This is a genomic window from Allobosea sp. NPDC003192, assembly GCF_050275675.1.
In the GTDB taxonomy this organism is placed as follows: Bacteria; Pseudomonadota; Alphaproteobacteria; order Rhizobiales; family Beijerinckiaceae; genus Allobosea.
The window spans coordinates 83,356-107,075 of record NZ_JBNNPK010000012.1; the positions used below are offsets into that span (position 1 = coordinate 83,356).

Annotated in this window: 20 protein-coding genes and 1 tRNA gene; 9 read left to right on the plus strand and 12 right to left on the minus strand. The window is 64.8% G+C overall.

The window, feature by feature from the left end; genetic code table 11:
• Nucleotides 1-21 precede the first annotated feature (21 nt).
• Both ACQKLX_RS17205 and ACQKLX_RS17210 read left to right on the plus strand, forming a co-directional pair.
• Nucleotides 22-786 carry a competence/damage-inducible protein A gene (locus ACQKLX_RS17205; RefSeq protein ID WP_427362795.1) on the plus strand — a complete coding sequence of 255 codons (765 nt, stop codon included), beginning with the start codon at nt 22-24 and terminating at the stop codon, nt 784-786.
• Between the two features lie 418 nt (nt 787-1,204).
• Complete coding sequence (locus ACQKLX_RS17210) at nt 1,205-2,971, plus strand: methyl-accepting chemotaxis protein (RefSeq protein WP_427362796.1); 1,767 nt, start codon at nt 1,205-1,207, stop codon at nt 2,969-2,971.
• 3 nt (nt 2,972-2,974) lie between these two features.
• On the opposite strand, the gene ACQKLX_RS17215 is transcribed toward ACQKLX_RS17210, so the two are convergent.
• Entirely contained in the window at nt 2,975-3,469 is a 495-nt protein-coding gene (locus ACQKLX_RS17215; RefSeq protein WP_427362797.1) for an anthrone oxygenase family protein, read from the minus strand.
• 168 nt (nt 3,470-3,637) lie between these two features.
• On the opposite strand from ACQKLX_RS17215, the gene gpt reads away from it, so the two are divergent.
• Complete coding sequence (gene gpt, locus ACQKLX_RS17220; protein WP_137882035.1) at nt 3,638-4,147, plus strand: xanthine phosphoribosyltransferase; 510 nt, start codon at nt 3,638-3,640, stop codon at nt 4,145-4,147.
• A 9-nt stretch (nt 4,148-4,156) separates the two neighbouring features.
• On the opposite strand, the gene ACQKLX_RS17225 is transcribed toward gpt, so the two are convergent.
• Both ACQKLX_RS17225 and ACQKLX_RS17230 read right to left on the minus strand, forming a co-directional pair.
• A complete protein-coding gene (locus tag ACQKLX_RS17225) occupies nt 4,157-5,059 on the minus strand; it encodes a DMT family transporter (protein ID WP_427362798.1) in 903 nt (300 codons plus the stop codon).
• A gap of 282 nt (nt 5,060-5,341) precedes the next feature.
• Complete coding sequence (locus tag ACQKLX_RS17230; RefSeq protein ID WP_427362799.1) at nt 5,342-6,412, minus strand: serine hydrolase domain-containing protein; 1,071 nt, start codon at nt 6,410-6,412, stop codon at nt 5,342-5,344.
• A gap of 311 nt (nt 6,413-6,723) precedes the next feature.
• Between ACQKLX_RS17230 and ACQKLX_RS17235 the strand changes: the two genes are divergently transcribed.
• The gene (locus ACQKLX_RS17235; RefSeq protein WP_427362800.1) at nt 6,724-8,205 is read left to right on the plus strand and encodes a hypothetical protein; all 1,482 of its coding nucleotides are present in this window, start codon (nt 6,724-6,726) and stop codon (nt 8,203-8,205) included.
• The gene (locus tag ACQKLX_RS17240) at nt 8,189-9,049 is read left to right on the plus strand and encodes an esterase/lipase family protein (RefSeq protein WP_427362801.1); all 861 of its coding nucleotides are present in this window, start codon (nt 8,189-8,191) and stop codon (nt 9,047-9,049) included. Before ACQKLX_RS17235 ends, ACQKLX_RS17240 begins: the two co-directional genes overlap by 17 nt.
• A gap of 67 nt (nt 9,050-9,116) precedes the next feature.
• Here the strand turns inward: ACQKLX_RS17240 and ACQKLX_RS17245 are convergent, their stop codons facing one another.
• The 5 genes from ACQKLX_RS17245 to ACQKLX_RS17265 all read right to left on the minus strand — a co-directional run bounded on the left by ACQKLX_RS17245 (nt 9,117) and on the right by ACQKLX_RS17265 (nt 13,271).
• On the minus strand, nt 9,117-9,878 hold the full coding sequence (locus tag ACQKLX_RS17245) for an AAA family ATPase (RefSeq protein ID WP_427362802.1): 762 nt from the start codon (nt 9,876-9,878) through the stop codon (nt 9,117-9,119).
• A 30-nt stretch (nt 9,879-9,908) separates the two neighbouring features.
• Nucleotides 9,909-10,358 (minus strand): DMT family transporter, encoded by a 450-nt coding sequence (locus tag ACQKLX_RS17250; protein ID WP_427362803.1) that lies wholly within the window; start codon nt 10,356-10,358, stop codon nt 9,909-9,911.
• A 957-nt stretch (nt 10,359-11,315) separates the two neighbouring features.
• A complete protein-coding gene (locus ACQKLX_RS17255) occupies nt 11,316-12,230 on the minus strand; it encodes a cell wall hydrolase (RefSeq protein ID WP_427362804.1) in 915 nt (304 codons plus the stop codon).
• Nucleotides 12,231-12,435: 205 nt separating this feature from the next.
• Nucleotides 12,436-12,918, minus strand: coding sequence for a DUF3859 domain-containing protein (locus tag ACQKLX_RS17260; RefSeq protein ID WP_427362805.1), 483 nt, complete (start codon nt 12,916-12,918; stop codon nt 12,436-12,438).
• 137 nt (nt 12,919-13,055) lie between these two features.
• Nucleotides 13,056-13,271: a DUF4167 domain-containing protein gene (locus tag ACQKLX_RS17265; protein ID WP_427362806.1), complete on the minus strand. Its 216-nt coding sequence runs from the start codon at nt 13,269-13,271 to the stop codon at nt 13,056-13,058.
• Nucleotides 13,272-13,816: 545 nt separating this feature from the next.
• Here ACQKLX_RS17265 and ACQKLX_RS17270 point away from each other — a divergent pair.
• Complete coding sequence (locus ACQKLX_RS17270; protein WP_427362881.1) at nt 13,817-16,621, plus strand: phosphoenolpyruvate carboxylase; 2,805 nt, start codon at nt 13,817-13,819, stop codon at nt 16,619-16,621.
• An 83-nt stretch (nt 16,622-16,704) separates the two neighbouring features.
• Here ACQKLX_RS17270 and ACQKLX_RS17275 read toward each other — a convergent pair whose 3' ends face one another.
• From ACQKLX_RS17275 to ACQKLX_RS17285, 3 genes are all read right to left on the minus strand, one after another.
• Complete coding sequence (locus tag ACQKLX_RS17275; protein ID WP_427362807.1) at nt 16,705-16,995, minus strand: hypothetical protein; 291 nt, start codon at nt 16,993-16,995, stop codon at nt 16,705-16,707.
• Between the two features lie 106 nt (nt 16,996-17,101).
• Complete coding sequence (locus ACQKLX_RS17280; RefSeq protein ID WP_427362808.1) at nt 17,102-17,461, minus strand: hypothetical protein; 360 nt, start codon at nt 17,459-17,461, stop codon at nt 17,102-17,104.
• Between the two features lie 149 nt (nt 17,462-17,610).
• Nucleotides 17,611-18,135 carry a hypothetical protein gene (locus ACQKLX_RS17285; protein ID WP_427362809.1) on the minus strand — a complete coding sequence of 175 codons (525 nt, stop codon included), beginning with the start codon at nt 18,133-18,135 and terminating at the stop codon, nt 17,611-17,613.
• Nucleotides 18,136-18,394: 259 nt separating this feature from the next.
• On the opposite strand from ACQKLX_RS17285, the gene ACQKLX_RS17290 reads away from it, so the two are divergent.
• The 3 genes from ACQKLX_RS17290 (at nt 18,395) to ACQKLX_RS17300 (ending at nt 20,796) form a co-directional block, all read left to right on the plus strand.
• Nucleotides 18,395-19,975 (plus strand): AMP-binding protein, encoded by a 1,581-nt coding sequence (locus ACQKLX_RS17290; protein WP_427362810.1) that lies wholly within the window; start codon nt 18,395-18,397, stop codon nt 19,973-19,975.
• Between the two features lie 29 nt (nt 19,976-20,004).
• Nucleotides 20,005-20,649, plus strand: coding sequence for a DUF1190 domain-containing protein (locus ACQKLX_RS17295; protein WP_427362811.1), 645 nt, complete (start codon nt 20,005-20,007; stop codon nt 20,647-20,649).
• 60 nt (nt 20,650-20,709) lie between these two features.
• Nucleotides 20,710-20,796: transfer RNA gene (locus ACQKLX_RS17300), tRNA-Leu, on the plus strand.
• 55 nt (nt 20,797-20,851) lie between these two features.
• On the opposite strand, the gene ACQKLX_RS17305 is transcribed toward ACQKLX_RS17300, so the two are convergent.
• A complete protein-coding gene (locus ACQKLX_RS17305) occupies nt 20,852-23,719 on the minus strand; it encodes an autotransporter family protein (RefSeq protein ID WP_427362882.1) in 2,868 nt (955 codons plus the stop codon).
• Between the last annotated feature and the right edge of the window lies 1 nt (nt 23,720).

A 23,720-nucleotide genomic window follows, 5' to 3' on the forward strand; every position in this document is an offset into this window, starting at 1 on the left:
TCGAAAAGTAGGGACAAGCCCATGACGGCAGCGCCAGCGCCCGCCTTCCAGCCGGTGGTCACCGCCGCGATCCTGGTGATCGGCGACGAGATCCTCTCCGGCCGGACCAAGGACAAGAACATCGGCTACATCGCCGAGTACCTGACCAATATCGGCATCGAGCTGCGCGAGGTCCGGGTCGTGCCGGACCTGACCGACGAGATCGTCTCGGCGCTGAACGCGCTGCGCTCGCGCTACACCTACGTCTTCACCACCGGCGGAATCGGCCCGACCCATGACGACATCACCGCCGATGCGGTCGCCACCGCCTTCGGCGTACCGATCGACTACGATCAGCGCGCCGTCGACATGCTGCTGGAGCGCTTTCCCAAGGACCAGCTCAACGAAGCCAGGATGCGCATGGCGCGCATCCCGGAGGGCGCCGACTTGATCGCCAATTCGGTGTCGAAGGCGCCCGGCTTCCGGATCGGCAACGTCCATGTCATGGCCGGCGTGCCAGCGATCATGCAGGCCATGCTCGACGTCGTCGCACCGACGCTGAAGACCGGCGCCAGGATCCTGTCCGAGACGGTGAGGGCGGGCCTGAAGGAAGGCGATATCGGCACGCCGCTCGCCGAGATCGCGAAAGCCCATCCCGATTGCTCGATCGGCTCCTATCCGTTCTGGTCCGAGACTGGCCCGGACACCAACATCGTCATCCGTTCGCGCGACCCCGAAAAGCTCGCTCTGGCGACGGCGGCCGTGCAGGCGATGGTGGAGGAAGTACGACGACGCCTGAATGCATAGGATGTGTATTTAATTCAGCACAATCTATGATTGCGTATATCCAGATTTCTAACGCCGTTCAAAGTTTAGCCAATTCGGGATTCTGAACAACTGGCTGGTGACCTCAGGGAAGGGGTGAGACTCATCCTTGATTGATCCGAGTTATAATAAGATTGTATCGATTGTAATCTGACATGTATTTGCTGCTGCTGAATGTGAGTTGGCGGCCGCGGTTAGGATAATTATCGGGGATTTTTTTATTCAGCGCTGCGATGTCGTGATTTAAGTTCTCGCCCAATCTTTGGATTAGCGGGGCATAAACCATTTTCATCCATTCTGTTCTTGCAGGTCAGGAACCTGCGGGGCTGAATGCGGGGCAAGGGGCATGCGGCTGAATCCATTTGGAGGCGGCGTTTCGCGCCGCGAATTGGAAGGCGAGATGGCGGCGCTGAATCGCGCCATGGCAGTGATCAGTTTCAAGCTCGACGGCACCATCCTGGATGCCAACGAGAACTTCCTGAAGACGGTGGGCTATACGCTGGAGCAGGTGCGGGGGCGCCATCACAGCATCTTCGTGCCGAAGGATGAGGCGCAGAGTGCGGAGTACAAGGCGTTCTGGGAGCGGTTGCGGCAGGGCGAGTACGATGCCCGGCAGTTCCTGCGCGTCGCTGCCGACGGCAGCGAATTCTGGATCGAGGCCAGCTACAACCCGGTCTTCGATTCCAGCGGCAAGCCGATCAAGGTCATCAAGTTCGCGACGGTGGTCACCGACCAGAAGAATCGGGAAGCCGACATGGCCGGGCAGGTCGCGGCGATCCGCAAGGCGATGGCGGTGATCGAGTTCACGCTCGACGGCCACATCCTCGACGCCAACGAGAATTTCCTCGCCGTTACCGGCTATTCGCTCGACGAGATCAAAGGCAAGCATCACGCCATGTTCTGCGATGCCTCTTATCGTAGCTCGGCGGAGTATCGCTCGTTCTGGGAGAAGCTCGGACGCGGCGAATACGATTCCGGCCAGTACCAGCGCTTCGGCAAGGATGGCCGCGAAGTCTGGATCCAGGCGAGCTACAACCCGATCATGGACGCCAAGGGCCGGCCGACCAAGGTGGTGAAATACGCCACCGACATCACCGAGCAGAAGGCCGCGCGCCAGCTCGCCAAGGCGGTCGGCGAGGCGCAAAGCGTGATCGGTCGGGCCAAGGACAAGGATCTGACCAGCCGGATCGACATGGCCGGCAAGGAGGGCGAGGTCGCGGTCCTCTGCGGCGGCATCAACGAGTTGATCGAGATGATGGCGCAGGTGATCGGCGCCATCGGCGCGATCTCCGGCAAGGTCGGCGCCGCGGCCGACAAGATGGCGAGCGAAAGCATCGAACTCGCCGAACGGGCCGAGTCCCAGGCTGCGAGCCTGCAGGAGACGGCGGCGACGACCGAGGAACTCGCCGCTTCGATCAAGACCAGCGCCGGCAATTCGCGCCAGGCGGCGGCGCTGGGCGACGAGGCCAGGTCGGTGGCCTCGCGCGGCGGGGCGATCGTCAGCGATGCGGTCGCGGCGATGGGCCGGATCGAGCAGGCCTCGGCCTCGATCGCCGACATCATCTCGATGATCGACGAGATCTCGTTCCAGACCAATCTGCTCGCGCTCAACGCCGCGGTCGAGGCGGCGCGCGCCGGCGATGCCGGGCGGGGCTTTGCGGTCGTCGCCTCGGAGGTCCGGGCGCTCGCCGGCCGCTCCAGCGAATCCGCCAACGGCATCAAGTCGCTGATCGCCAATTCGAGCGAGCAGGTCCGCTCCGGCGTCCAGCTGGTCAAGGATGCCGGCCGCACGCTCGAGGAGATCGTCGACGCGGCCAACCGCGTCGCCGGCACCATCGCCGAGATCTCGAGCGCCGCGACCGAGCAGGCCAATGGCGTCGAGGAGATGGCCAAGACCGTCGCCCATATGGACGAGATCACCCAGCGCAACTCGCTGATGGCGGATGCCAGCTCGAAGCTGTCGCGCGACCTGCAGGGCGAGACGCAGGCGCTGGCGGCGCTGGTCGGCGCCTTCCGGCTCGGTGATCAGCCGGCACGGCTTGCAGCCGATTTGCGCTCGGTGCTGCCGGCGATGAGGGCTGCGGCCGCGCCGGCGAAGCCTGCGCCGCTCCCACGCGCCAGGGTGGCCGGTGGTGGCCGGGGTGACGACGGCTGGGCCGAGTTCTGAGGCTCAGCTGATCGCGACGGAAGCTGCGATCAGCACCAAAGCGAGCGTCGCGAAGACGGCGCGGATCGCATGTCCGCGCTCCCAGCGATCGCGCAGGGCTCTCCAGTCGGCGCCGGCCTGATCGCCGGCGCCGATGGCGAAGAAGCCCTGGCTGGCGGCGTCGACTTTCGAGTCCTTCAGCCAGAACTTGTTCACCGGATGGACGAGCAGCCAGTAAAGCGCCTGCACGGTCAGGGCGCTGGCGCAGGCGATCCAGGCGAGACTCGATGCGGCGCTGCCCGAAGGCAGCATCAGCGCCAGCCCCGCGCTGGCGACGATCGTGCCGATCTCGCCGAGGCCGCCGCCGATGGTGAAGCCGGGATAGTAGATCGGCTGGACCGCGAGATAGTGTTCCTGCGCCAGCCTGAGCTTGCCCGGCATTTCCAGCGCATGGCCGAGCGCGGCCGTCATCGAGAGCGCGGCGAGCAGGATCGCGAGGATCTGGACGGCGACGAGCATGGCAGGACTCCACGTGCTGTTCGGTGTCCTTCGAGCAACCGCCACCGGGCGCGATCGTTCCTGAATCGGGCCGTTGCGGCGGGGATTGTGGCAGGCATGCTCTTGCCAGCGTCCTCCGGATGCGCTTTGCGGAAAGGCTCTTTCTTCGCTTATTCCGCAGGACCCGCCATGGCCGACGCTTCCGCCAACAAGGCCTTTCCCGTTTCCTGGGACCAGTTCCACCGCGATGCCCGCGCGCTCGCCTGGCGCCTTGCCGATGCCGGCCCGTTCGAGGCGATGGTCTGCATCACCCGCGGCGGTCTGGTGCCGGCGGCGATCATCTGCCGTGAGCTCGGCCTGCGCCTGATCGAGACGGTCTGCGTCGCGAGCTATCACGACTACAAGAACCAGTCCGAGCTCAAGGTGATGAAGGAGATCGCTCCCTCGATCCGCGCCATCGGCGACGGAAAGGGCAAGGGCGTGCTCGTCGTCGACGATCTGACCGACACCGGCAAGACTGCCCGCGTCGTGCGCGAGATGCTGCCGAATGCCCATTTCGCCACGGTTTACGCCAAGCCGGCCGGCGTGCCGGTGGTCGACACCTTCGTCACCGAGGTCAGCCAGGACACCTGGATCTATTTCCCCTGGGACATGGGCCTGTCCTATGTCGAGCCGATCGCCAAGGACCATAAGGGCTGAGCGCGACTCTCAGGCGCTGCTCGGCGCCCTGAGCGCGACCAGCATGCCGGTGACCGCCAGCAGCATGCCGGCGATTTCCAGCGTCGAGGCCTGTTCGCCGAGGAAGGCGGCGCCCGAGAGTGCCGTCACCACCGGCACCAGCGGCAGGAAGAGGGCGGCCCTGGCGGCGCCGAGGATGGCGACGGCTTCGGTGTAGAGGAAGAGCGCCACCGCGCCGACCAGCACGCCCTGATAGAGCGCCTGCAGCGCGATCGCCGGCAGCGGCACCTGGAGCAGGTGGACCGGCTGGACCAGCGCCAGCAGCGGCAGCAGCGGCACCGAGAGCAGGCAGGTCGCCATGGTGACCTCGACCGCATCGGCGCCCCAGCGCCGGGCGAGCAGGCCGAACACCGACCAGAGCACCGCGATCAGCACGAAGAGCAGGTCGCCGATCCAGGCGCCTTCGCGGGTCGGCGTGTTCGCCATCGCCTCGAAGGAGAAGACCACGATCCCGGCGACGATGATGGCAAGGCCGATCACCCTGAGCGGGCTGATCCGGTCGCCGAGCACGAGGACGGCGAGCAGGGCGGTCGCGACCGGGATCAGCCCGGGCGAGATCACCGAGGAGTGCAAAGCCGGGGCGAAATGCGCCCCGCCGACCAGGATCAGGCTGTAGCTCGGGCCGACGATGGCGGTGAGGATCAGCGCCCGCTTCCAGCCGAGCTTGCCGACCGGGAAGGGTTTCAAGCGCTTCAGCGCGAAGGGCAGCAGCACCAGCGCGGCGGCGAGGAAGCGCAGGATGGTGACGTCGCCGGCCGAGAGCCCGTCGACCACCGATTGTCGCGAGACCACCGACTGGATGCCCCAGATCACGGCCGCGAGGATGCCGCAGGCAAAGCCGATGGCGAGGCGGGGGGAGGCGGGATTTGACACTGGCGATGAGCCTTGCGGGAGCAGGGCGGCTTATGGGCGCAAGGGGAAATGGCGGCAAGGGTGGTCGGCGAGGGCGGTTCTACGCTGGGCGCATGGGCGAGGAGCGGTGTGAGGGGCGCGGGGAACCCTCTCCTTGAAGGAGAGGGCAGGGTGAGGTGTGGGCCCTGTGACCAGTTCCGCGAGCGCTCACGGCGCGGTCAGGTTCGGGCTAACGACCTCTCTCCCGAACACCTCACCCCTGCCCCTCTCCTTCCAGGAGAGGGGTTCTGCGTCGAGGTCCCCTCACTCCACCGCCGCGACCAGCCGCTCCAGAAACCCGTCGATGGCCCCCTTGTCGATCCAGCGCAGCACGGCGACGAGGTCGTGCTCGGGGTCGATCCAGATCAGGTTGTTGCCCGCTCCTTGCGCGCTGAAGGCGCTCGCCGGCAGCTTGGGATTGGCCGCCGGGCCGCGGTTCAGCCACCAGAGGAAGCCGTAATTCGGCAGGGTCGGCGAGGGCACGACCGACTGCGCCAGCCAGGCGGACGGGATCAGCTCGCGCCCGTCCCAGACGCCGTTCTGCGCGATCAACTGGCCGAAGCGGGCATGGTCGCGGGCGCTGATGAAGAGGCCGCCGCCCCAATGGCCGCCGCCGGGGACCGACTGCATAAGCTGTCCGTCGATCTCGACCCACGAGGTCTCGTAGCCCTCCCAGCGCCAGCCCTGCGAGGCGCCAATCGGGTTCATGATCCGCTCGCGCAGCACCTGCGGCAGCGGCCGGCGGAAGCGGCGCAGCAGCGCATAGCCGAGCGCGTTCACCCGGACGTCGTTGTATTCGTAGAGGCTGCCGGGTTCGCGCAGCTCGCGGCGCTGGCCTTTCCGGCTGTTGTCGGCGCCGATGCCGATCTGCCTGTAATGGTCGACCTGGTCGGATTTGCCGAAGATCTCGCCCTGCCATTCGCTGTTCATGTTGAGCAGATGGCGCCAGGTGATCCCTGCATTGTGCGGGCTGGAGAAATGCGGGCCGTCGACGCTTTTGCCCACGGGCTCGTCGATATCGGCGATCAGCCCGTCGGCGACGGCGAGGCCCGCCAGCACCGAGAGATAGCTCTTGGCGATCGAGAAGGTCATGTCGGCCCGCTCGACATCGCCCCATTCGGCGATCGTCTCGCCGCCCTTCAGCACGACCCCGGCCGGACCGCCGCGCGGCTCGACCGGCCCGACGATCTCGGTCCACGGACCCTTCTCGTCCCATTCGCGATTCCCGACATAGGCGCCGTCCGGATAGAACATGCTGCGCGGCCAGGGGGAATCATGCGCCTGCGCGAAGTCGATGGCGGCCTGGAGGCGGGCGGGGGAGAGGGGGTCGGGCAAGGCGGGGACTCGGGAGGGAGAGGCTGACAGGGTAGGTTTAGCATCGTTGTCGCAAGGCGTCTGCGGCTGCTGGCGCGGGCTTCGTGGCGGCTGAAAGAATGCCTGCTTTGCGTGGGACGCGGACTTCTCGCACGAAGGCGGTGACTATCCAATTTCGGACGGGCGTGAATGTCCGCTCATGGAATTGACAGCAGTTTGACATTCTACCACGCTGTAATTTTGGCTCTCACGCGCAATCGCGACCAAGCTACGGCCTCATATTGCCAACTGAATTCTGACGCGACTCGTGATCTTACAGGGAGGAGCACGCGATGGCTGAATTCAATGCGAGCTTATCGCCCGTCGGCGATACTGATCGCGCGGCTACCCATAAATTGGAATCTGTACTAAGGCAAAAGAATCAGATAAATCGTTATCTTTCAGCCGCATCATATATTAATTTGAGCTTTCGTTCGAGGGTTCTTAATGAATTTGCAAACGTAAAATTCCGCGGAATCGCACCTGATTTGGCGGTTGATACACAATTAATCATTTCTCATTGTATAAAAGCGCAAAATATAAAAATTGTACGTGATTTTGCACTTTTTATTGTATTATTGTTTTCAGCTTTTATATTCTTCAACGTAAAATCTAGCTCGATAACTGAAGTTGAATTTATTGGCAATTCGGAAATATTTATTATTTGTGTTGCTCTAACTTTGGCATCAATTATAATATTTGTTGAAGCTGTATATGTAGAGTTGGTTATAGTTCGACAGAAGTTTTCAGCGGCAAACTGGCGTGCTTCTCAAAAAAGCAATGAGGCCAGAGATCAGAATGTTATCGTCTATAGTGGCTTTTCGCCGTTCGTTGGGGCCGGCGTCGAGCTTGCCTCCTGGTCGTTCGCGGTCAACTTGGAAAAGGGCGCGCACGGCGTCCATGGTAGGGAGTCGCCCAGGGGCTTCACTCCTGAGCAGCTATATAATCAAATTGCGGCAGGGCTGGAGCGTTTGGCGATAGGTGGCATGTCACTGGAGGACAAGCTGTTCGTGGACGGGAGGGCGATTCGAAATGACCGCCGGTTTCTTCCTAGAATAATTTCACGCCCAAAGAATGTCATAGATGATAGCATAATATCTACCTATAAAGGACTAAATTCTGATCGAATTCGCCACTATTTACTTATTAAAATTGTCGACTGGAATGGCGATTTAGTTACAACTTGCTTTACAAGATTTACTAAATCGGGGAGTCAGTTATTTATAGAGGCTAATTTTTTTGTTACACCTCCGTTAAAGAGCGAGTTTTATCAAATAGATAATAATAGCACAACGTTGCTTGTGAGCAATATTATTGGGTTGATGTTCTATTCGGCCTTATGTGCGATAATGCTGCTTCCGCTATCTTTATATAACATTGCATCCATTTCTTTGTTGCCCCTCGCGCAAGGTTTACGGGGGCGCAGCGAGCGAAATGAGATCCTGCATAACGAATTATTTGACTACGGCGCTAGAACAACGATTCGAATGATCGCGTCTGATGATAAGTATCGTAGCTATTTTCAACGACTTGACTCTCAAATGCACTGGAAAGTAATTCAAAAGCAATTACTCGACAGTTTGAGTCAATTTCTCGAAGACCACAACATCGATGCGTCGGACCTGGCTGATCGGGGTTCGGCGATTATTAATAGTGGGATCATTGTCTCAGGAGGCTCAATTTCCGCGGAGGTTATGGCAGTAGGCTCCGGCGCACAAAGTAAGCTTGCTCGAAACGTAAATCCACAAGGAGGTCAGCGTGGGAACGCGCAATAGCGGAATTATGATCTCAGGCAAAGGCCAGGTTGTGGCCGACCAGCTCGCGGTTGGGCCGAATGCAAAGGCAACAAAATTCGTCGCGGACACAGCCAGAGATCCTCCATATCCACAGGCGGGAAGTTCGGAGGCGCCGATTGGCGCGCTGACGACCGGTTTGCGGGACGCCGAACAAATCGAGCGGAGATTACTTCTTTTTGTTCACGGCCTTGGAGGGGATGCACGAGCAACTTGGGGTAAACTCCCAGGACTCCTCGTCGAGGGCGCAGCGTTCCAGGAACCGCCAACGATTGGATACTATACCTTCCCGACGTCATTATTTCGTCTGCCGTTCATGGCGAAGGCCCCTAAGATACAGGAATTGGCAGCCGGGTTACGTAGCCAAATTGAAAACCGATACGCAGATTTCAACAAGGTGGATTTAATATGTCATAGCCTTGGTGGATTGATTGCACGACGTTATCTTATCGAAGAGGTTAAGGCGTCCCGCTCTCTGCGAGTAAAACATTTAGCACTTTTGGCTACACCAAATAATGGAGCCGGCCTAGCAATTCTGGCAAATTTAGTGTCTTGGAGGCACAATCAAATTTCGCAGCTTTGTAGAAATGCGGATATAATTGAACTTTTGAACGAAGATTGGGTTCGTTTTGAGCTTCAGAAGAAGGTCGCGACAAAATTTATTATCGGAACGCAAGATAGGGTTGTAGATAGATTCAGCGCCTCTGCCTATTCAGGGAATTCTGACGTCGAAACTGTCGTTGGCCGCGATCATATCGATCTTGTCAAGCCCGTTAACTCGGATGACGACGTTTTGATTATATTGAAGCGATTTATGCAGCTGTAATGTGTGGTGGAGCGTCGCTCAACAACGTCCTCGCAATTGTTCGTCCGAATGTAGACCGCGCGAGCGTTCACTCCTCCATCATCGTCTCCACGAAGGTCGCCGGGTCCAGGCAGAATTCGCGGATCAGGCGGAAATGCTGGGTCTGCTCGATCGTTACCGGATCGAGCCCGTATTTGCTTAAGGCCAGCAGGCGGGCGCCGGGATAGGCCATCAGGATCGGGGCGTGGGTCGCCATGATCACCTGGCACTGGCCGAGCCGGTCCATGCGGCGCAGCAGCTTGAGGAACTCGATCTGGCGGGCCGGCGACAGCGCCGATTCCGGCTCGTCGAAGATGAAGATGCCGCGGCGCTGGCAGCGCTCCTCGAAGAAGCGCAGAAAGCCCTCGCCATGCGAATGGGAGAGGAAATCGGGGCCGCGCTGGCCGGCATCGAGCGCGGCCTTGTCGAGATAGCGGGCGACGCTGAAGAAGCTCTCGGCCCGGAAGAACCAGCCATCGGTGACCTTGGGCAGCCAGCTCGCCTTGAGCGAGCGGGCGAGCGCCCCGCCCATGGCCTCGACGGCCTCAGCATGATCGACCGGGCGGTAGCCCTTGCCGCCGCCGGCCTCGTCATAGCCGGCGAGCACGGCGATGCCTTCGAGCAGCGTCGATTTCCCCGTGCCATTCTCGCCGACGATGATGGTGATCGACCGGTCGAAGGAAAGCTCGAATTCCTCGCGCAGGAAGGGCAGGCACCAGGGATAGGCTTCGGCGTCCGGCACCGCCTCGCGGTCGAGCCAGATGCGCCTGAGATAGGGCGCGGGCAGGCGGGTCTGGCTGCTTCGTCGCATCGGCGCTCCGCTCGGTCTCTCGATCGTCTCCTATCGCCTGATCAGCATCACCCCGGCCACCAGCAGCACGATGCCGGCGAGGCGGGGCAGGTCGGCGCTGCGCTGGGGCAGGCCGAGCCAGCCGAAATGGTCGAAGGCGACGGAAGCGGACATCTGGCCGGCGATCAGCAGGGCGATGAAGGTCGCGGCGCCGAGCTGCGGCACGAGATAGATCGCCAGCACGATGAAGACCGCGCCGAAGACGCCGCCGCCCCAGGCCCACCACGGAATCCGGGCCGCGAGCGCGGCGGAGGGCAGGGGCTCGCGCAGGGCGGCGACGACGACGGCCATCGCGATCAGGCCGACCAGATAGCTGATGAAGCCGGCCCAGGCGGCCGACTCGAGCGCGAGGCGCAGATTGTTGTTCAGCACCTGCTGGATGACGATGCTGACGCCCGCCAGGATCGCGAGCGCCACGGGCAGGATCAACTGGATGCTCATGCTCGGCGCGTGCCTCCCGATTGCGCGTTTCGTCGCGCTCTTGCGCAATCTCTCCCGGTTTCCCTGCCGCCGGGAAGGGCGGCCGGCGAATGGCCGGGTGCACGCGAACGGGCGTTGCGCCCGCCGGAGCGTCTTTCCGGGGCAGGCAAAGGCCTGGGCCCGGAAGCGATGGACACCGCCATTCTTCGTCATGGTCGGGTTTGTCCCGACCAGCCACGTCTTCATACCGGCGCGGCGTTCAAGTCGTGGATGCTCGCCACAAGGGCGAGCATGACGCGGCTCCAGACAGGCCGATGCGCTCGCCGGCTCTTCGCCGCGAGGGTTCGATTGGTCGCCATCCGAGGGAGGCGCGGGGTCAAGGCGGCGTCGCAGTCGACGGCTGCGTGCCGAATGTCGATGTCATCTGTCGAGGCAGCGCCACTGGCCACTGCCCAACCCCGCGCGCGGTTCTCTTTAAGGTGCTCTCGCCGTCTGGTTACGTCCGGCAGGACTGGGAGGGCCTCTCCCATCGACGAAAATCCCTCCGCGCTACTGCGAGCTTGCAAGGCTCCTTCGCCACGGACACCGCTCTCCCGCCCGGCCTCATGATGCCTCGCGAAGCCCCCTCGGTTCGGGCGGGACAAGGAGAAGCATAACCCAGGTTTGAAGGGCGGGGATTGATTGGGGAGTTGTCCCCGCTGGCGCGACCGTCATGCTCGCCCTTGTGGCGAGCATCCACGTCTTGAACAGGGCCTTGCCCGAAGGAAGGCGTGGATGTCGGGACAAGCCCGACCATGACGAAGGAGGCGCGGGGAACCCTCTCCTGGAAGGAGAGGGCAGGGTGAGGTGTAGGCCGTTGGACCAGGGACGCGAGCGCCGACCGCGGCTGCGTTGCAGCTAACGAATTCTCTCCCGAATACCTCACCCCTGCCCCTCTCCTTCCAGGAGAGGGGTTCTGCGTGGTGGTTCCGGTGAGGCTCAGTTCTGCTGCAGGCTGCCGCGCAGGGGGCGGGAGGGCGGCATCAGCGCCGCGAGGCGGCCGTCGTTTTTCGGCGGCGCGATGAAGGCCTGCGCGGTCTTCCGGGACATGCCGAGATCGTAGGGCCGGCTCGGCGGCAGCGTCATGGTGCTGACGAGATGCGTCGCCGGGCTGGCGGGCGCGGCTGCGGCGGCCGGGGCCTCCGGCGCGAAGGCGAGCGGGGCGCTGGCGAAGGAGGTCGAGCGGGTCGAGCCGGCGGTGGCGAGCGGCGCGGGCTCGGTGACCGCGGCGATCTGGTAGCTCGGCTCCTCGATGCGGCGGCGCTCGGGGCGCTCGCCCTTGACGTAGAAGGCGTTGCCGCCGGCCACCGTCACATAATGCATGTTGGGATAGGAGAAGCGCAGGCCGGCCATGTGGAAATGCTTGGCGTTGCCGACGGCCTCATGGCGCTTGCCGGCGAGGATGGCTTCGGCGGCGGCCTCGGCCTTGGGCATTTCGCGGGCGGCCATCTGGCGGGTCAGCACGCCCGGGGCGAACTGGCGCGGCGCGCCGACGACGCCGCAGATCGTCTCGGGATAGCGGGGCGAGCCGACGCGGTTCATCACCACCGTGCCGACGCCGAGCAGGCCCGACTCACTGGAGCGGTTCGATTCGAAATACATGGCGCGGACCAGGCATTCCTTCTCGCGCGGATCGGCCTTGGCCAGTTCGATGGCGCGCTTGCGGATTTCCTGGGTCTGCTTCGTCGTCGTCGCCGGGCTCGCCGTCGCGGTCGAGGCGGTCTGGACCGGGGCGGTGCTGCAGGCGGCCAGCGCCGGGGCAGCGAGAGCCATCAGAAGCGGGATCGCTGCGCGGCCGTGGCGGTTCTCACCGGTGGAACGAACGGCTTTGGCAGCGATCATGGCCCGCTTCATGCGGCAACCTCCTGAATACGGGACCCGGATTGCCGCAGGCAGCAGACGGTCGTCACCGGCAAGGAAACCCGATCCTCTTACCAGAAAGTTAATCACGGAAGAAAGATGCAAAGCTGCGCCAGGGCGGAGCGGCCCGATTCGGTGATGTGCGGCCAGCCTGTCCCGCTCATGCACGGACATTCGGCCGGCGGGTACGCGTGAAGCGTCAGACCACGCCGCAATCGGAATTGGACGTGCCAGGGGGTGCAACCGTGACGGTGAAATCCTTGCGCGCGAGTTCCTCGCCGCGCGACGAGACGATCATCGTCCAGGGGCCTGGCACCATCTCCCAGTCATGATCGAAGGTGAAGCCGACATGGCTGACGCCGTCCACCACGAAGCTGGGAAAACGCGTCTCCGCGCTCTCCTTGCCATCCGGGCGCGTCAGCTTCGGGTGCAGCACCCGCACCTCGACCCGATGCGGCATCCGAAAGGGCGGCGGCGCAGAGAGCTTCACCGTGATGCCGAAATTCCGGCAGAGCCGGGCCTCGATGCGATCGGTACGCTCGATATAGCGGGGTTTCTCCATGGCCCGGATCGGTTCGAGAGCGCTCTGTCCGGTATCGGGTGGAGTGTCGAGACGGCGCCCGGCCACCATGCCGAAGTCGAGGATTTCACCTTTGGGGCCGGCAGCGGCGGGCTCGGCCATGGCAATGAGCGCCAAGGCAGCCCAGGTCGTCGCAATCCATCGTGATCTCATGATCTCTTCAAAGCGCGATCCGATGGAGAGATTGTGGCAGGCGTGGCAATGCGTCTCCGGAGCCCGGCGGGCGCGCTCCTCGAATCTCAGGCCGCGGTGCCGCCGATCAGGCGCAGATAATGCTCGGCATGTTGGTAATAGCGCTCGGCCTCGATGCGATCGCCGGCAAGTGCCTTGGCCTTGGCCAAGGCGAGATAGCGCTCGTAGTTCGCCTGCGGGTTCGCGTTTCGGCTCGCCGCGGCGCCGGCGCGTGATGCCGGGCGCTTGTCGAAGGCGGCGGATTTGCTTTGGTGGATGGCCATGTCCAGCCTCCTCATCCCAGGATTTTCCTGACGATCCGGCGCAGCTCGCTGCGGGAGAGGCCGCAGGACTGCGGCTTCCAATCGGGGGCGGCGGTTTCGGATCTCGGTGGCGTGGTCTTCTTCGGTGACGTGGTCCTGGCGATCGCATTGGCGAGGCGCCCGGTCTCGGGTGACTTCAGTCGTGTCGATACTTGCATTGATATCCATGTTCCGCCCGGCCGGGGCCGCGCGGTCTTGTGACGATATCGCCGGACCCGAAGGTTTGCGGCGATGGTGCTGTCCTGACGGCAGCGCTCGGTTTTCGATGGGTAGGGTTGCAGGCGTGCCGCGGGTTCCTCGAAGGGGAACCGGCCGGTCGTTCCTAGCCTGCTCCTCACCTTCTAAAGAGGCAATGTGGCCAAAAGAGGTTGAGCCGAGCCTGGGCTCGGGCGGGTCGCTGCTGCGCTGCCGCAATGCTTTTCGCAGTTGCGATAGAATCGGAATCCTGCTCACCTGCGGCCCGCCTCATCAAACGATTTAAAAAAGCGGAGAGCGGCGTGGCGGGTGTGGAGGAATTGTCGCCATCGGCGCTGGCGAGCGAATTGTCGGCGGCGATCGTGCAGGCGCGCTCGGATGCGCGCGAGGATCCGTTCGGCAACCCGGTGCTACGTGTCACGCTCTGGCTGACGCGCAAGATGGATCGTGGCGAGGTGACGCTTGCCGATACCGCCGCGCTGATCCGCCAGCTTGGACGCGCCGCCCTCGCCGACCGGGCGGCGCGCGTCGCCTCCTATGTCGGGTTCGAGCGCGACGAGAGCGAGGCCTATGCGGCTTTGGCCCGGCGCGTCGCCGAGGAGGCGAGCGGCTCGGCGCAGCCCTTCGAGGCCTATGGCGCGGCGCTGGCGCGGGTGCGCTTCGCCGCCGTCTTCACCGCGCATCCGACCTTCGGGATGAGCCGTGCGGTCGCGCATGCGCTGGCCGAGCTCGCCTCGAACGAGGGCGAGGCGGCGGCGCTGATGGCCGCAGACCTGTCCTTCCGGCCGGATGCGGCGATCACCCTGCAGGACGAGTTCGAGCAGGCACGCTTCTCGGTGCGCAACGCTCGCGATGCGATCGACCGGCTCAACGCCGCCTTCCTGGCCGAGGCGCGGGCGCGCTGGCCGCAGCGCTGGCGCGAATTGAAGCCGCGCGCCTTGCAGCTCGCCTCCTGGGTCGGTTGCGACACCGACGGGCGTACCGATATCGGCTGGTGGGACACGCTGCGCTATCGGCTGGAATCGAAGCGCGGCCAGTTCTTCCGCCTGCTGGAGAAGCTGCCGGAAGCGCCGGCGACAGCCGAGGTGAGGGCGCTGGTCGAAGGCGCGCTGGCGGCCGTCGAGCGGCAGCTTGCGCTCTGCCCGCCGCTCAACAGCAAGCCGGAGATCGCGGCGCTGCAGGCGTTCTCGCTTTCGCTGGTCGGCGAGCGCGAGGCGGCCATGCCGGAGTCTTCGAAGCTGCTGGCGGCGCTCGACAAGGCGATCGTGCTGGCCGAGGACGAGGCGACGGCGAGCGCGCTGGTGCTGGCGCGCGCCGGGGTGATCGCCCATGGCGTCTCGATCGCGCTGCCGCATTTCCGGCTCAACGCCTCGCAGCTTCACAATGCGATGCGCGGCGTCATTTCGCTTGAGGAGGAACCGACCCAGCCGGCGCAGCGGCGCGCGTTCCTTGCCGCTGCGAACCAGGCGCTCGCCAGGGCCAAGCCGACGCCGGTCGATTTCGGCGCGCTCGCGGTCGAGCGCGCCTCGGCGGCGCGGATGATGATGATGGTCGCGCAGATCGTGAAGCATGTCGACGGCTCGCGGCCGGTGCGCTTCCTGATCGCCGAGACCGAGACCGGCTATACGCTGCTCAGCGCGCTCTACCTCGCCAAGCGCTTCGGCATCGCCGACCTCGTCGAGATCTCGCCTCTCTTCGAGACCTCGGACGCGCTCGAACAGGGGCCGCGCATCATCGACGAGGCACTGCGCAGCCCGCATTGGCGCGACTATCTCAAGCGCCATGGCCGGCTCTGCGTCCAGTTCGGCTATTCCGATTCCGGCCGCTATATCGGCCAAGTCGCGGCGACCTTCTGGGTCGAGCGATTGAGGAGCCGCATCCTCGAATTGCTGCAGCGCTACGGGCTGACCGAGGTCGAGCTGGTGATCTTCGACACCCATGGCGAGTCGGCCGGGCGCGGCGCCCATCCCGACAGTCTGACCGACCGGCTCGCCTATCTCGATCCGGAATGGCCGCGGCGCGCCTTCGCCAAGGCCGGCGTGAAGGTCGCCCGCGAGACCAGCTTCCAGGGCAGCGACGGCTATCTGCTGTTCGGAACCAAGGGGCTAGCGGGGGCGACGGTCGCGCGGATCGCGGAAAGCGTCTTCGCCAATCCGGCTGCCGGCGCGGACGATCCGATCTATGCCGAGCCCGACTTCGCCACCGAGTTCTTCCAGACGGTGCGCGAGGAGATGACCCATCTCGTCGACGATCCCGGCTATGCGGCGCTGATCGGCACTTTCGGCCCCTCGCTGCTCGACAAGACCGGCTCGCGCCCGGCGGCGCGGCAGAGCGATGCGGGCGGGCCGGCGGTGATCCGCCATCCGCGCGAGCTTCGCGCCATCCCGAACAATGCCATCCTGCAGCAGCTCGGCTGGCTGGCGAACAGCGTGCACGGCATCGGCCAGGCGGCCGCGCGGGCGCCGGAGCTGTTCGCCACCATGCGCGATGGCTCGGAGCGCTTCGGCCGGGCCTATCGGCTCGCCGCCCATGCCATGGCGAACAGCGATCTCGACGTCCTGCGCGCCTATCTCGACACGCTCGATGCCGGTTCATGGTTCGATCGGGCTCGGCGGACCGAAAAGGAGGGACGGCGCGACGAGTTGCTCGCCGTCGCCGAGGCGCTGGCACAGCTCGACCTTGCTCCGGCGCTGCGACGGCTGTTCTGGCGCTTCGCCTCCGACCGGCTGAAACTGAAGGAAGCGGCGGGCGAGCCGCCGGCGATGCCCGTCAGGTTGGTGGCGCTGCATACGCTACGGCTGGCGCTGCTGCACCGAATCTGGCTGTCGGCGACGCATATCCCGGATTTCCGGCCGCATGCCGGCGTGACGCGCGAGCTTCTGTTGGAGCGCATCCTCAGGCTCGACATGACCGGCGCGCTGGCGCTGCTGGGCGAAATCTTCCCGCTCAATCCCGATCCGGCGCTCGGCCTCGATTTCGGCGAGCCGCCAGGACCGCGCGAGGGCGGCGCCTACACGGCCTTGCATCGCGATGTGGTCGAGCCGATGCGCGAGTGCTTTGCGCTGCTGCGCGAGATTTCCGGCGCGATCCAGCACGAGATCGGGGCGTTCGGCTGACGTTCGCCATCGGGCGTTATCCTCGGGGAACCCTTCTCCCACACGGGAGAAGGGTTCTCGCGCGGAGTCGGGAGGCCTATGCCCTAAGCCGCCTTGTCGAGCGCGACCACGATGTCGGTGTATTCCGGCTCGTGCGGTGAGAGGTTCCTGCGGGTCTCGTCGCCCCAGCGCGCAAGCTTGACGACGCGGCCCATGACCTCGGCGGCTCCATCCGTCTTGACCGGCTCGAGGATGGTCAGGCCGCCGGCGTCGAGGAAAAAGGTATGGTCGCCGAACAGCTCGCTGAGCTGGACCGTGGCAGGGTGGTTCTCCGGAATCGCCTGAGCCTCGATCTGGTGCAGGGCGCTGTCGATGCGTGCTTCGGTCAGCTTCATGATCTGTCCTTTCGAGCTGGCGCTGCGAGAATTCGGGCAGGAGCGCCGGACTGCCCGTGGAAACGCTTCGGCCGTGCGGCCGGCATCCCTCGGATCACCTGGTCTCTCAGATCGATTCTTCGGCGATCAGCGTCAGATCGCCGTCCTCGTCGAAGGCGACTGCGATCACTGCGGCCGCGTTCATGCCCCTGGCCTGCAAGGCCCTGGCGGCGGCCGGAATGGTTTCGATCGCCTGCCTGAGCTGCCGCAGGTCGTCCGGGCTTGTCTGGGCCACGGCGCTGTCGACCTGCACGCGCAGTTGCGGCGGCAATGAGCGGCGCTCGATGACGGTGGCGTTGCGAATTGCGGCGGGGTCCTGAAGACCCGGACTGTCGGGGGTGGGGACGGCAGGCGACTGGGCCTGCGCCGCCGCGGCGCCGGCGACCAGCACGAAGGATAGGCCGACGGCCCTGGCGAACTCTCGCATCCTTGGCTCCTTTCCATTGCTGGAGGGAGGGGCAAATGCCCGATGCGGCGCAAAACTAGAGGCGAAATCCGGTCAGCCTCTGGCGCTGGTCTGACCGTTCGAAGGTATCAATGCGACGGTAATGCGATGGTGCGAGCCTCGCCCCGGGCTCAGCGCGTGCGCTCGGAGAGTTCCGCCGAAGCGCTGGTGTTGCGGTCCGAGATCGACTGGACCGGCTCCCAGACGGTGTAGTTGTCCCGCGGAGTCGAGATCAGGTATTTGAGCTGGCTCTTGGCCTTGGTCGAGAGCAGCTTGCTGGTCTGGAAGCTGGCGAAATTGGCGTAGTCGCGGGCGCCGCCGTCGAAGACGACGACCCGGTCCTTCAGGACGATGATATCGCCCTTCTTCAACGTCTCGTCCTTGAGGTACCAGAACGGATCGTTGGCGTACTCCATCGGCTTGACGAGCTTCGGCTTCGGCCCGTCCTTGCCGGCGTCGAGCGTGGTCGCGGCCTTCTTGCGCTTCGGCCGCACCGTCATGTGCAGCGGATTGCTCTCCTGCATCGGCGCGTAGGCCGGGCGCTGCGGAGCGCCGAACAGCGTCTCCCAGAAGCCCGCGGCGCTCGCCGGCGAAGCGGCAACAGACACCACCGCAAGCGCGGCGGCGGCGATGATCTGTTTCGAAATGGTCGGCACGGCTGCAATCCCCAGCTCCGCAACCGGAGATAGCGATTAGTATGCCCGATCTCAATGACGATGGCGCGACGTGATGAACGGCTTCTTCGTCAAATTTCAGCGATTGCGCCGCCGCATTTTCAGGATCGTTGAGATGTGGACGGTTTCGGGCTGATTCTTGTTGCGATGCAGCATGGCTGCCGCGTCCGGCGCATTGCAACCATGCACCGGATCGCTACGTTCCGCTGTGGAGAGAGACGAACCCGGAGCGCAAGCCGAAATGGCCGCAACCGAACTGCCGGCACAGCCCTTCGACGTAGAAGGCGCCCGGATGACCCTGTTCCAGGCGCTGCTGGCCGCTGCCGGCAAGCATGGCAAAGCCAGAGTCGCGCTGGAGGATCCGGAGCGCAAGCCGATCACCTATGGCCGGCTGGTGCTGGGCGCACTGGTGCTTGGCCGCAAGCTTTCGGTGCTGACGAAGCCCGGCGAGACTGTCGGCCTGATGCTGCCGAACGTGCAGGGCATGGCGGTGACGCTGTTCGGGCTCTCGGCCTATGGCCGCGTGCCAGCGCTGCTCAACTTCACCGCGGGCCTGAAGAACCTCACCGCCGCCTGCGAGATCGGGCCGATCTCGACCATCGTCACCTCGCGCCGCTTCATCGACCAGGCCAAGCTCGACGACATCGTCGAGGCGCTCGCGCCGGGCCGGCGGGTGATCTATCTCGAAGATGTCCGCAAGGAGCTGACCAGCCTCGACAAGGCGCTCGGTGCGCTGGCCTCGCTCGTGCCAGGCAGGGTGCATGCGCGTCATGCCGCCAGGCCGGACGATCCGGCCGTCGTGCTGTTCACCTCCGGCACCGAGGGCAAGCCGAAGGGCGTGGTGCTGAGCCATGCCAACCTGGTCTCGAACGCGCGCCAGATTTTCCAGCTCGCCGCCGGCTTTCTCAGCGAGCGTGACGTGGTGATGAACCCGCTGCCGGCCTTCCATTCCTTCGGGCTGACGGCGGCGCTGCTGATGCCGCTGACCCATGGCATGAAGGTCGTGCTCTATCCGAGCCCGCTGCACTACAAGCAGGTGCCCAAGCTGATCGGCGAAACCGGCGCGACCTTCCTGTTCGCCACCGACACCTTTCTTCAAGGCTATGCCCGCGCTGCGGACGAGGGCGACCTCAAGAGCGTGCGCTATGTCGTCGCCGGGGCCGAGCGGGTAAAGCCGGAAACGCGCCGGATGTGGCAGCCCTATGGCACCACCATCCTCGAAGGCTATGGCTGCACCGAATGCTCGCCGGTGCTGGCCTGCAACACGCCCGTGGCGATGAAGGACGGCAGCGTCGGCCGGCTGCTGCCGGGGATCACGGCGAAGCTGGAGCCGGTCGAAGGCATCACTGAAGGCGGGCGGCTCTGTGTGGAGGGGCCGAACGTGATGCTCGGCTATCTCAACGCCGACAATCCCGGCGCGATCGTGCCGCCGGAGGGCGGCTGGCACGACACCGGCGACATCGTCGCCATCGACGACGGCTTCATCACCATCAAGGGCAGGGCGCGGCGCTTCGCCAAGCTCGGCGGCGAGATGGTCTCGCTGGCGGCGGTCGAATCGATGATCGCCGGACTCTGGCCCGGTCACAATCACGTGGTCGTGGCGCTGCCCGACATGCGCAAGGGCGAGCAGCTCGTGCTCGTCACCGAAAAGCCCGATGCCGAGAAGAAAGCCCTGCAGGACGAGGCCAAGCGCCAGGGTTTCCCGGAATTATGGCTGCCCAAGGCGATCCTGGTCACCGGCTCGATTCCCGTCCTCGGCAACGGCAAGATCGATTATGGTGGCACGCGCGAGCTCGCCATCACGATGAGGCCGCTGCTGTGACGCCACAATCGCATGATCAGGGAAGCCGCATGATCACGCTTCTTCCCCTCGTCCTCGCCCGCGCAGCGGCCTTTGCCGTTGCCGGGATCGCCCTGACGCCTGCCGATGTTGTCGCCCAGGCTGCCGGCCAGACCTATGTCCGCCGCGACGAATGCATCGAGGCCGGCAAGCTCTCGGCCGAGCAATGCGAGCATGCCTATCGCAATGCCCGCGCCGAATTCGAGCAGAAGGCGCCGCGCTATGCCTCTCGCAGCGCCTGCGAGCGCGCCCATAAGCGCTGCGGCGCCCAGGTCTCGACCACCGGCGGCTGGGATGCGCTGGCGCGCGGCGGCGGCGGGCAGACCTACGTGCCGCGCTTCATCGGCATCCGCGTCACCGGCGAGGGTGCTGCGGGCAAGGCCTTTCCGATCATCGAGGGGACGGCCAAGGTCGCCTTCTCGGCTCGCCAGGTCGCGGGGCTCGACGACAAGGTCGCCGGCCGCCGGGCGGTGATGGGCGGGGGCAGCGGCGGCGGCCAGCATCAGCAGGCGAGCGGCCCCTATATCCGCCGCGGCGACCGCGACGACACGGTGCGCGTGCCGATGCAGGAGAAGAAGATCGGCTCCGACGTCGCGCCCGGGCTCTATGTCGATCCGGACGGTGTCGAATGGTACAAGCCGGCGCACCGGCGCTGAGGACGGATGCGCAACCGGCGCTTGTCGCCGGGCGCTGGTATCGCTAACCAGTCTCGCCGCGCGGACGTGGCGAAACTGGTAGACGCAAGGCACTTAAAATGCCTCGCCGGCAACGGCATGCGGGTTCGATCCCCGCCGTCCGCACCAAGCTTCTGAAAGGCTGCTTGAGGTTGCGTATTGGATCGCGGTTGCGATGGGCTCGCTACCAGCTGATCCTGAGGCCGGCCCGTCCAGTGATGCCATTGCTGTCGGCGAAATGGGCGAGACTGGTCCGCGCCTCGACCTCGCCATAGAGCGCATAACGATCCCATGCGTATTTGGCGCCGAGGCCGAGACCACCCTGGAGCCGCTCCTGGCGGCTGGTCAAGCGGGCGTCGGCGACCACTGCCGTTATCCCGCCGAGAAACTCGTAGTGCAGGTTGGCGATGCCGTAGAAGGCCATGTCGGCCTTCTGCCCGACAGCATTGCGCCAGCTCGCCCGATAGTCGGCGGAGAGGCCGAGGCGGCCGCTTAGGCTGTCGCCGCCGCCCGCGGCGACGCGGGCTCCGAACGGATCGACGAAGCTGTCGGCATCGATGCGGGCATAGCTCAGCTGCGCCTGTGGCGTCAGCGACCAGCCGCCTGCAAGCGCGAAGCGCTGCCCGAGCTCAAGCCCCAGAGCATAGCCGAGGCCTGCCTTGCCCTTGGCAAGCCGGCGCCCGGTCGTGGTCGAGGTAAGATCACTGTCGAACCAACTGAGCTGCGCCTGGGTATCGGCATAGAAGCCGCTCGCTCCATACCAGGTCAGCGAGCCGCCGAAGCCGCTGCCATGCGAGGCGATCCTGCCATGTCCGAAGACCGAGGAGACCTCGGCCAACGCCTTGCCATGGTGCAGCGAGAGCCCTCCCACCAGGAACCCGGCACCGTTGGTGAACATTTGCCCGTCGACACCGGCCTGCAGCCGCAAGCTGTCGATCTTGTAGCCGGTGCCACTGCTGGAAAAGCTGGGCGCCACCCGGCTGCGGGCGCCGTCGATGCGCGCCCAGATCGCGCGCCCCGCCGCCGGCGAGGATGCGTCCGGCCGGTCGTCGAAGCGCTCGCCGACGCGCTGGCGCAGCGTCTGCAGCTGGTTCAGGCTCTGCAGCACCTGACCATAGGCCTCGTAGAGCGGCGCTCCCGGCTGGTAGATCGGAGAGATGACCGCTCCGGACGATGCGCCCGGCGACGAGCCCGATGGCACGATGTAGGCTGAGCGCAGATACCAGTCGCCGTCATTCGGCGTGCTGACGCCGTTTTTGTTCAGTGTGTAGGCATAGGCGCCGGCGATGACGGCTTGCTGTCCCTGGAAGGCATAGTCGCCCTGCAGCGTGAAGGCGCCGTTCGAGTTTCCGCCGACATCGATGACCTTGATGCCCTCGACGGTCGGCGCGCCTGTCCCACCTCGATTCAATACCGTGACCGTGGTGGTGCCGGAGGTATCGCCGGTGACGACGAGACGGTCGGATGGCGAGGCATCGCCGCCGAGAACGGCCTCGATCTCGAGGCGGCCACCATTCCCGACATAGTCGCCGTTGACTGTCAGCGTACCGATGGAGTTGCCCGGCGCGATCGTGCCGCCTGGCCGGTTGATCGTGGCGCCGACCGTGCCGATGCCCTGCAGGCGGCCGCCGATGACCTCCATCGTCCCGCCGAGGACGCCGTTCACGGCGAGCGTGCCCGCCAGCACGCTACCGGCGCCGGTGAAGGTCGAGCCGCTGTCGCCGGTCAGCGTCAGCTTGCCCAGGCCATCCTTGATCAGGGCTCCCGCGCCGGTCAGGCTGGGGGAGATGCCGATATCATGGCCATCCGTGTCGATTACGATGCCATTCGCGCCGATGGCGATGGTGCGCGTGTCGAAACCTGCGAAGAAATTGGGGTTGTCCGATGTGGCGCGCAGCAGGCCGCCATCAAAGGTGACGCTGACAGCGCCAGCGCCACCAAATATCCGGCTGGTCTCCAGAATGCCGCGATTGTTCGTGGGTCCCTGCAGAAGCAATGTCCCGCCGGAACCCGAGGCAACGCCGAGCAGGACGCCGCCTTCGGCGCGCACCAGCCCACCATTCTCGACCGTCAGCGAACCGGTGCCTATATTGCCGATGGTCAGGCTGAATGGCGACATCGACCATTTCGAGCCCGCTCCGGTCACCGTGACGGTACCTGTATCGTTGGCGCCGATATAGCCCTGATTGCTGGTGACGGTTGCGCCGTTTTCGATACGCAAGGTGCCCGCGCCAAAGCTGCCGACGGTGAACTGTCCGGTATTGGTCCATGTCGTGCCCGTGCCGGTCAGCACGGCACTGCCTTGGGCGCTACCGCCGACGATGCCGTCCGCGCTCGAAACCGTCGCACCGTCTTCGACGCGCAGAGTTCCGGCAGTGAACCCGCCGACGGTCAGTCGGCCACTGTTCTGCCAGGACGAGCCTTGCCCGCTGACCAGCGCGGTGCTGTTGCTATTGATGCTGCCGGTGATGTTTGAAACCCGGCCGCCAGCCAGAATGTTCAGTGTTCCGGCGCCATCGTATCCGACATAGAGATCACCGGTGTTGGTCCATGTCGAGGCCCTGCCGTTGCTGTCGGCGCCCGAAACAGTGACTGTCCCGACCGCCGTGGAGTCGGCACCGATATAGCCGTCCCGATTGTTGACGACACCGCCGCCGCTGATCACCAGCGAGCCGGTTCCTGCCTGGCCGATGACGAGGTCGTTCGCATTGGACCAGGTCGATCGATTGCCGCTGCCGTCCTGCCCCGAGACGGTGACGCTGCCGTCGCTGCCGTTCTGATTGCCGATGAAGCCTGTGCCGGCGGCGCTGACGGTGCCGCCGGCCACGATGGTCAGCGTGCCGACCCCGGCATCCCCGATCGTGAGGTCGCCGCCCACCGCCCAGTCCGGCGATAAGACGGGACCTGGGGCCACCTCGCCACCGCCCGTCACGGATTGCGCGCTCGCCGGCCGCATGCCGGAGACCGCATAGATCAGCGTGGCGAGCGCCGTCGTGAGTAACAAGGATCGGCGATAGGTCGGAGCGGCCGTGCCGTGCTTCACCGTTCGCATC

Coding starts and splice junctions, on each gene's coding strand:
- ACQKLX_RS17205 (WP_427362795.1), top strand. CDS start 22: ATGACGGCAGCGCCAGCGCCCGCCTTCCAGCCGGTGGTCACCGCCGCG.
- ACQKLX_RS17210 (WP_427362796.1), top strand. CDS start 1,205: ATGGCGGCGCTGAATCGCGCCATGGCAGTGATCAGTTTCAAGCTCGAC.
- ACQKLX_RS17215 (WP_427362797.1), bottom strand. CDS start 3,469: ATGCTCGTCGCCGTCCAGATCCTCGCGATCCTGCTCGCCGCGCTCTCG.
- gpt (WP_137882035.1), top strand. CDS start 3,638: ATGGCCGACGCTTCCGCCAACAAGGCCTTTCCCGTTTCCTGGGACCAG.
- ACQKLX_RS17235 (WP_427362800.1), top strand. CDS start 6,724: ATGGCTGAATTCAATGCGAGCTTATCGCCCGTCGGCGATACTGATCGC.
- ACQKLX_RS17245 (WP_427362802.1), bottom strand. CDS start 9,878: ATGCGACGAAGCAGCCAGACCCGCCTGCCCGCGCCCTATCTCAGGCGC.
- ACQKLX_RS17250 (WP_427362803.1), bottom strand. CDS start 10,358: ATGAGCATCCAGTTGATCCTGCCCGTGGCGCTCGCGATCCTGGCGGGC.
- ACQKLX_RS17255 (WP_427362804.1), bottom strand. CDS start 12,230: ATGAAGCGGGCCATGATCGCTGCCAAAGCCGTTCGTTCCACCGGTGAG.
- ACQKLX_RS17260 (WP_427362805.1), bottom strand. CDS start 12,918: ATGGCCGAGCCCGCCGCTGCCGGCCCCAAAGGTGAAATCCTCGACTTC.
- ACQKLX_RS17265 (WP_427362806.1), bottom strand. CDS start 13,271: ATGGCCATCCACCAAAGCAAATCCGCCGCCTTCGACAAGCGCCCGGCA.
- ACQKLX_RS17275 (WP_427362807.1), bottom strand. CDS start 16,995: ATGAAGCTGACCGAAGCACGCATCGACAGCGCCCTGCACCAGATCGAG.
- ACQKLX_RS17280 (WP_427362808.1), bottom strand. CDS start 17,461: ATGCGAGAGTTCGCCAGGGCCGTCGGCCTATCCTTCGTGCTGGTCGCC.
- ACQKLX_RS17290 (WP_427362810.1), top strand. CDS start 18,395: ATGGCCGCAACCGAACTGCCGGCACAGCCCTTCGACGTAGAAGGCGCC.
- ACQKLX_RS17295 (WP_427362811.1), top strand. CDS start 20,005: ATGATCACGCTTCTTCCCCTCGTCCTCGCCCGCGCAGCGGCCTTTGCC.
- ACQKLX_RS17305 (WP_427362882.1), bottom strand. CDS start 23,719: ATGCGAACGGTGAAGCACGGCACGGCCGCTCCGACCTATCGCCGATCC.